5 protein-coding genes are annotated in these 6,838 nt (G+C 38.1%); all 5 read left to right on the plus strand.

Features of this window, described 5'->3' with window-relative positions; translation table 11 throughout:
• Nucleotides 1-61: 61 nt before the first annotated feature.
• Nucleotides 62-919 (plus strand): zinc transporter ZupT, encoded by an 858-nt coding sequence (zupT, locus tag P0N36_RS01405; protein WP_275840944.1) that lies wholly within the window; start codon nt 62-64, stop codon nt 917-919.
• A 61-nt stretch (nt 920-980) separates the two neighbouring features.
• Nucleotides 981-2,147 carry an exonuclease SbcCD subunit D gene (locus P0N36_RS01410; RefSeq protein ID WP_275840945.1) on the plus strand — a complete coding sequence of 389 codons (1,167 nt, stop codon included), beginning with the start codon at nt 981-983 and terminating at the stop codon, nt 2,145-2,147.
• Complete coding sequence (locus P0N36_RS01415; protein ID WP_275840946.1) at nt 2,147-5,302, plus strand: SbcC/MukB-like Walker B domain-containing protein; 3,156 nt, start codon at nt 2,147-2,149, stop codon at nt 5,300-5,302. The genes P0N36_RS01410 and P0N36_RS01415 overlap by 1 nt, the downstream gene beginning before the upstream one ends.
• A 41-nt stretch (nt 5,303-5,343) precedes the next feature.
• The gene (locus P0N36_RS01420; protein ID WP_275840947.1) at nt 5,344-5,808 is read left to right on the plus strand and encodes a YbaK/EbsC family protein; all 465 of its coding nucleotides are present in this window, start codon (nt 5,344-5,346) and stop codon (nt 5,806-5,808) included.
• A gap of 35 nt (nt 5,809-5,843) precedes the next feature.
• A partial coding sequence (locus P0N36_RS01425) for a pirin family protein (RefSeq protein ID WP_275840949.1) occupies nt 5,844-6,838 on the plus strand: 995 nt, incomplete at its 3' end.

Here is a 6,838-nt window from a genome sequence, read left to right on the forward strand (position 1 = left end):
ATAAGAAAAGTGTTATAATCATAGCAGACATAAATATTTTGCTTTATTTGGAGGACAATATATGGATTATTCGTGGCAAACGGTTATGTTTGCATTTGCCTTAACCTTATTTGCAGGTTTATCGACAGGCATAGGAAGTGTACTTGCTTTTTATACAAAACAGACCAATAAAAAGTTTCTTTCATTAGCTTTAGGCTTCTCAGCAGGTGTTATGATTTATGTATCATTCATAGAGATATTTCCAAAAGCAAATGAATCATTATCCGAAGTGGTCGGCGAAACTGGCGGACTATGGCTGACAACAATTGCATTTTTTGGCGGAATCGCTTTGATTGCTCTTATTGATAAGTTGGTGCCAAGTTATGAGAACCCTCATGAGGTACATGATTTATCAGAAATAGAAGCCTTAGATGATTTAGTTGAAAAAGAAGGCTATAAACCACCTAAGATTAAAGTGAAAGAAGATAAGAATCTATTGCGTATGGGACTTTTTTCTGCTCTGGCCATTGCGATTCATAACTTTCCGGAAGGCATGGCTACATTTTTTGCAGCTCTTGAAAATCCTACATTAGGTATCAGTATTGCTATAGCGATTGCTATTCATAATATACCTGAAGGGATTGCCGTATCAGTACCTATATATTTTGCTACAGGTGATAAGAAAAAGGCATTTAAATTATCTTTTTTGTCAGGTCTTTCAGAACCGGTAGGTGCAATTGTCGGTTATTTCTTATTGCTTAGGATATCTAGTGATTTAATGTTTGGCATTATTTTTGCAGGTGTTGCCGGAATTATGGTCTATATATCCTTAGATGAGCTTTTGCCAACAGCTGAAAAGTATGGAGAACATCATATAGCCATTTATGGATTAATTGGTGGCATGGCAGTTATGGCACTAAGTTTAGTCATGCTTGCCTAAAACTTAACTCGGAGCGGATTACGCCCTCCGAGTTTTCTTGTATTTGTTAAGGGGAGATGAGATGAAGATATTACATACAGGGGATTGGCATATTGGTAAGTTGGTCCATGGTATTCATATGACAGAAGATCAAAGATACCTGCTTGACCAATTAATGGATCTGATAAAACAAGAAAAACCGGATGTTATGATTATTGCCGGTGATATATATGATCGTTCAATACCACCAGTTGAAGCGGTAGAACTTCTAGACAGCTTTTTTTCTGAAGCTGTTTTGACACATGAGTTGAAGATTATTGCCATTGCAGGTAACCACGACAGCTCTGATCGCTTGGGATTTGCCAGTCGATTGCTAACAGATCAGGGGCTTCATATTCATGGAAACATAGAAAAAGATATGAAGCCAATCCTCATAGAAGATGCAAGTGGGCCGGTTTATTTTTATCCGATTCCTTATGTAGAGCCAGCAATTGTGCGAGCAATATATAATGACGATGACATCAAAGATCATGATACAGCCATGAAAAAGATAATCTCAGATATTCATGCCAATAAACCTAGTACCGGTCGACATATATGCATTGCTCATGGCTTTATTATGGGCAGTATGGAACCTGAAACAAGTGAATCTGAAAGACCCTTATCCATAGGTGGCTCTGAGCATGTGGATGTTCATTATTTTGAGGGCTTTGATTATGTGGCATTAGGCCATTTGCATAAACCACAGAAGGTCAAATATGAACACATACGTTATGCAGGTTCTTTGCTCAAATACTCTTTTTCAGAGGCCAATCAGAAAAAATCTGTTACCATGGTAGATATGGATGCTAAGGGCAGTTTAGATATAAGGCAAATCAGTTTAAAGCCCTTAAAAGACATGAGAATTATTAAAGGTAAGCTTGGAAAACTAATGGACTCTAAAATATATGCAGATACAAATACAGAGGACTACATAATGGCAGTATTAACAGATCGAGGGGCGCTTATGGATGCTATTGGAACACTTAGATCCATATACCCTAATATCTTAAAACTAGAAAGAGAAGTCTTTGAAAGAGAAGCTGGTTTGATGCAAACATCGGCAGGTCAAGCGTTTGCGAAGAAAAGCATATTGGCCTTGTTCGGGGAGTTCTATGAAAATGTCTCTGCAGAGGCATTCACAGAAGAAAAGCAAGATGTGATTGCATGCATAATGGACGCTCTAAAACAAGAGGGGAGGGCGTTATAATGCGACCCATCAAACTAACGATGACCGCTTTCGGTCCATATAAGCACAAGGAAATAATTGATTTTGGTGAGTTAGGACATAAGAAATTATTTTTGATTACTGGGCCGACAGGTTCGGGCAAGACCACAATTTTTGATGCTATAAGTTTTGCTGTGTATGGTGAATGTAGTGGTCATATGCGTACAGCAGAAAGTCTGAGAAGTCAGTTTTCAGAGAGGGATCTATTAACAGAAGTTGAACTTGAGTTCGAACTTAGAGGTAGAAAATACCACATCCATCGTATACCTAAGCAGGATAAGCCAAAAAAAAGAGGTGAAGGGACAACGGAACAAAAACCGGAAGCCTTTCTGACCATCTTTAATCAAGAACCAAAAACCATTATTGTGGGTGTTATATCGGTTAATGAAAAAATTGAATCTCTACTGGGTATCAATGCAGAACAATTCAGACAAATCATGATGATTCCACAAGGAGAGTTTCAAAAACTATTAACATCGACCAGTGAAGAAAGGGAAAGTGTCCTTAGGCAACTCTTTGATACAAGTATGTATAGTTTATTTCAAAACCGCCTTGAAGCAAAATCAAACATGTTAATGAATAGCATTAAGAGAGATAGAGAAATCAGAGACCATGATATCACCAACATAGATTGGGCCAATCATGAAGACTTAGGTAAGATGATACAGGCAAATGATAAGCCGATTGAAGAGATTCTTAAATGCGTAGAAGAGTTGAACTCTAAGGATCGGTTAGAGTTAGACCACTTAGAAGAAGAAATAAGTATGCAAAGTCAAGCTCTTGAAAATGAGATTGAAAGACGTGAAAAGGCCAAAGAAATCAACAAAAAGATAGAAGAAAGAAAGAGGATTCAGGAAGTTCTTGATGAAGAAAAAATAAAAATACCAGTAATAAAAGCTTTAAAAGACCAGGTTAAGCAAGCTATGGAGGTTCAAGCCCTTGAGCCTTTGGAAGAGAATATTAATACTATAAAAGAGGATCTGGCTAACAAGAGAGATGCCTATAAAAAATCAGCTCACAAAATAAGAACCCTTCAATTACAGTTAGATGCTGCATTTAAACTTTATGAAGAAGAAACTTCGAGTAGAAGAAAAGATGAACGACGCAGTCAGTCTGAGGTATTGATGCGGCTGAGATCATACGAAGATAAGGTAAAAAGTCTTAAGACCTTAGAAGACAAGGTTAAGGAGACAGAAGTTGCATTAAAACGTTTAGAGGAGCAAGTGCAAAAGCACAAGGATTTCTTGTCTTTGACTCACAAAGAGGTCGATCACCTTAGTCTGGAAAAGGAAAAAGCAGATAAAGCAAGGCTTGATATAGTAGAAAAAAGAGCAGAACTGGAAAAGATAAAAAAAGAAAAAAGTGATCTTAAAAAAATCATTGAGCTTCAAAGTGAGATCCTAAAGGAAAAAGAACAATATGAAAAAGAGAAAAATGAGCGGGATATCCTGAGTCATACCTTATTAGGTCTTGAAAAAAACTATGACAATAACTATCAAGAATTTCTACAAAATATGGCAGCCATATTTGCCAGAGACCTAGAAGATGGACGACCATGTCCGATATGTGGAGCTAAGGAACATTTGGAGTTAGCCACTTTTAGTGGAAAAGAAGTAACAGAAGAAGCTATCAAAGCTCAGAGAGAAGAAGTAAAAGTCTATCAGGAGCGTTTGAATGTAATAAACAACAAAATGAGTGTATTAGAAGAACGCCTAAGTAAAACCAAGTCTACATATCACGAAAGTATTCAAAGCTTATCTAAAAACATGTTTGTACAAATTCAAGGAATGTGTCTTGAGGATGAGAAAAACTATTTTTATACAGAGCTAAAGTTACGTGAAGATGCACTTTTAAGTAAACAGATGGAAATGGCATCCATAGAGAGATTGGCAGAAAAGTCAGTTACGATAGCTGAGGATATCAAAAAGAAAAAGTTGGCAACCCAGCAAACAGAGATCCTAAAAGAGCAAGTGGACATAGAGATTCTTAAGATGAGCAGTCAAAGGATCGAGAAGCAGTCTAATCTTAAATATATATATGATGAGGTGCCTAAAGACTTAAGAAATCTTAAGACCTTAATGGAAGCCATAGAAGAACAAGAGAAACTTGTCCAAAAAATGGAAAATCAATTAGAGACAGCAAAGAATAATTATGATCAATTGAAAGAAGAAAGGTTGACCATTGAAACAAAGAAGCAGCAATATAATATAGACATCGTTTTTTTAACACAGCGCTTAAAGGAGGAAGAAGGCACTTTTTTTCTTAAGCTTCGACAAAAAGGATTTGAAAAGATTGAAGACTATTTCAAGGCGAAAATGCCTCAAGAAGACATAGAAAATCACACAATAACAATTGAGAATCATGCAAAGCGGCTTCATAGTCTTTCAGAAAGCCTTGAGATGTTGAAGCTTCAAACGAAAGATCTGCAGGCAACAGACATGGCAAGCTTTGAAAAAACTATAGAGACATTACGCCAAAATACCAAAGTTATTGTGAACCGGAAGGGTGTCGTTACCGGTAGAATCAAAAATAACACTATGATGCTAGAACATATAAAAGATCTAAATCAAAAGATAAGAAATGAGGAAGAAGAACATCAGGTTTTAGGTCATTTATCCAATATAGCTAGAGGTAATAATACTTATCGAATTACATTTGAGCGTTATGTTTTGGCGGCATTTCTTGAAGATATTATTGTGGCAGCAAACCAACGCTTGACTCAGATGACGGATGGTAGATATCTCTTATCTAGAACACAAGAACTGCAAAGACGAAATGCAAAAGGTAGCCTAGAGTTAGAAGTCTATGATCATTATACAGGTATGAACCGGCATGTAAAAACTTTATCCGGTGGTGAAGGTTTTATGGCATCTCTTTCGATGGCGCTTGGTTTGGCCGATGTGGTTCAATCCTATGCCGGTGGTGTACAACTTGATACCATGTTTATTGATGAAGGATTTGGAACACTGGATCAAGAATCCTTAGATAGTGCGATTAACTGTTTGGTGGATTTACAAAAAACCGGTCGATTGGTAGGTATTATTTCTCACGTACAAGAATTAAAAGAGCGTATTGATACTAGACTTGAAGTCCATGGATCGAACATTGGAAGTCATACAAGATTTGTTGTTGGATGATGGAACTTGAGATTACTATATTATAGAGGGAAGGCATGATTATGGGCATTGATAAAGTGAAAGCATATTTTAAGCAATACGAAATGGAAGATCAAATTATGGAGTTTGATACATCCAGTGCTACAGTAGCACTTGCAGCAGAAGCCATTGGTTGCGCGGCAGATAAAATAGCCAAAACGCTCGCATTCAAAAAAGATAAAGGTTGTGTTTTGGTGGTGGCAGCAGGGGAGGCAAGGGTTGATAATCGTAAGTTCAAGGAAACCTTCATGACCAAAGCCAAGATGCTAACACCAGAAGAGGTACTTCACTTTACCGGTCATGAGGTCGGTGGTGTTTGTCCTTTTGCTATTGAACATGAAGCTGTAGAGGTTTATATAGATGTATCCTTAAAGGCATATGATAAGGTCTATCCGGCATGCGGTAGCAGTGACTCAGCAATAGAATTAACCATCGATGAATTGCATACTTTTGGTAAAGCTTTGGATTTTGTGGATGTATGCAAATAGTATAAACAGTTGATTCAAGTAAGGAGGTAATAGAAATGAACCCTATTATGAAAAAACAACCTTTAGGATTTCAATGGCCAACGCAGGACCCCTTTTTGTTTTGTGTGCATCATTTAGATCAGTACCCAAAAGGTAATAGCCAACAGGGACCGGCAGCATCACTTGAAGGCAGACGGCTTGGACAAGACTTTGACTTAGAAAATGACTGGAAAATGTATCATGGGCACCAGGTACCGGGCTTTCCAGAACATCCCCATAGAGGCTTTGAAACCGTGACAGTCGTGCTTGAGGGTTACGTAGACCATCATGATTCGTCAGGAGCTTCCGGTAGATATGGTGGTGGTGATGTTCAATGGATGACAGCGGGTAGTGGTATGCAACATGCCGAAATGTTTCCTCTGGTTCAAGATGAAAAAGACAATACATTGCATCTTTTCCAGATATGGTTGAATCTTCCTAGGAAAGATAAATTCGTAAAACCCCATTATAAAATGCTATGGCATGAAAAGATTCCTAAGCTTACGTACGGAGAGGGAAGCTTTATGAGCGAGGTGACCATTATTGCAGGCGAATTTGACGGCCACACGGCCCTTGAACCGGCACCGAACTCATGGGCAGCAGATCCAAATCATCATGTTGATATTCTATTAATCAAGATGGCGCAAGGCTTCTCCCTTGATTTACCCCGAAAATCTGACACCATGATTCGTAACCTCTATTATTATCAAGGCGAGGGTATCTTGGTTAATGGTGAACCTACCCAGTCCGGTCAATGTTTACAGATTGAGAATGTTGATATAACCATCAAAAATGGTGAAGGTGAATCCTATCTTTTGCTATTACAAGGAGAACCAATTGGGGATCCTGTCGTACAATACGGCCCCTTTGTTATGAGCAGTGAGAAAGAGATTCAAGAAGCTTATATGGACTATCAAAAAACCCGATTTGGCGGTTGGCCATGGGATAGACCGGATCCGGTTAACGAAAGGGATATAGGCAGAAGAGCTGTATATGCTGACACAAGGGTAGA

Source organism: Petrocella sp. FN5, from assembly GCF_029210395.1.
Lineage (GTDB): Bacteria > Bacillota > Clostridia > Lachnospirales > Vallitaleaceae > Petrocella.